Here is a 1,420-nt window from a genome sequence, read left to right as displayed (position 1 = left end):
TTAGAATTAAAGGGATGTGTAAGAGCTCTTAATAAGGCTATTTATCAAGCCAAAAATATCAATGGGCTTATTCATCACTCCGATAGAGGAATACAATATTGTAGTAATGTATACACTCAAATACTTAAAAAAAGCATATAAATATTAGTATGACTGAAGAAAATCACTGTTACGAAAATGCTATAGCTGAACGGGTAAATGGGATTTTAAAAGATGAATTCTATCATGACCAAACCTTTGATAACTTGGCTCACGCCAAGCGATCTGCAAAAAATGCAATTAATTTATACAACCAAATAAGATTACACTTATCTTTAGACTATAAAACACCGAATATGGTATATCAATTATCAGCTTAATTTCAATTTTAACCTGTAGCCATATTTCAGGACAAGACATTTAAAAAAATTGTTTTCTCAACAAAATTTCAAGCATAAATCATTATTTTTGGTAATAAATAAATATGAGATGAATATTCAATCGGAAAAAATAGAATTGGTAAAAATGCTTTTGGACACCGAAAACCCTAAAATCATTGAATCAATTAAAAAAATCTTCAAAAAAGCAAAAACTACTGACTTTTGGGACGATTTATCTATTGAACAACGTAAAGAAATTGAAACAGCTTCTCGTGAAATAAAAAATGGAGAAATAACGGATTACGAATCTTTTATGCAAAAACACAGATAAATTGAGCAGAAAAGTTGTTATTTCAAAAACAGCCGAAAGGAAATTAGAAAAACTTTTCGAGTATTTAATCGAAAAATGGTCTGTTAAAGTAAAAAAGGATTTTGTTGAAAAATTAGATTCATCAATTGAAATAATTAAAAACCAGCCTGAAATATTTCCCGAATCTAAAAAAGGAAAAAGTTTAAGAAAATGCGTAATCACAAAACAAACGACTATATATTATCGCTATAATTCTAAACGAATAAATATTGTTACGTTATTTGACACAAGACAAAACCTGAATAAACTGGATAAAGAAATATAAAAAACGAAAGCCCAACAATGGTAACCGTTGCACAAGCCCATAATGTGTTTTAAAAGGCTTTAAAAGCATATTTATAAGGTTGCAAAAGGTATTTTTGAGACTAAAATAAAGCCTCTGTGCCCCTGCGCCGCTTTTAGTACGTTTTTCTATGAATTTCATATATTTTTTAATGTAAGCTACTACTTAAAAAAGATCTTGATGCTATGGTATTGGATTCATACCTTGAAGTAGCAGCCGAAGATCTTGGCTATAAATCGGTTGCCGATCTAAAAAAAAACTAAGTATAAAACCTTAAACATAGCTAAAGAAAAATCTAAGGGATTTGCTTCCCTATCTACTATTTCTAGTTATTTTGGATTAAAACGTGATGCTTATTATAAATATAAGCATAGTGCTGATAAACGTTTAAAACTAGAGCAACAAATT

General features: G+C 29.1%; 3 protein-coding genes. All 3 read left to right on the top strand.

All coding sequences use genetic code 11. The features are described 5' to 3' along the window. Nucleotides 1-137 precede the first annotated feature (137 nt). Complete coding sequence (locus FQU21_RS17280; protein WP_317130675.1) at nucleotides 138-359, top strand: integrase core domain-containing protein; 222 nt, start codon at nucleotides 138-140, stop codon at nucleotides 357-359. 109 nt (nucleotides 360-468) lie between these two features. Continuing rightward, nucleotides 469-690 (top strand): hypothetical protein, encoded by a 222-nt coding sequence (locus tag FQU21_RS17275; protein ID WP_147679273.1) that lies wholly within the window; start codon nucleotides 469-471, stop codon nucleotides 688-690. A gap of 1 nt (nucleotide 691) precedes the next feature. Beyond that, a complete protein-coding gene (locus FQU21_RS17270) occupies nucleotides 692-994 on the top strand; it encodes a type II toxin-antitoxin system RelE/ParE family toxin (RefSeq protein ID WP_147679271.1) in 303 nt (100 codons plus the stop codon). The last annotated feature ends 426 nt before the right edge of the window (nucleotides 995-1,420 follow it).

The sequence above is a fragment of the Algibacter pacificus genome, from assembly GCF_008033385.1.
In the GTDB taxonomy this organism is placed as follows: Bacteria; Bacteroidota; Bacteroidia; order Flavobacteriales; family Flavobacteriaceae; genus Algibacter; species Algibacter pacificus.
The sequence above is the reverse complement of the archived record's forward strand: the minus strand, read 5'-3'. Positions and strand labels throughout refer to the sequence as shown.

Excerpts from the sequence above, each read along its gene's own strand:
- FQU21_RS17275 (WP_147679273.1), top strand. The coding sequence starts at position 469 with ATGAATATTCAATCGGAAAAAATAGAATTGGTAAAAATGCTTTTGGAC.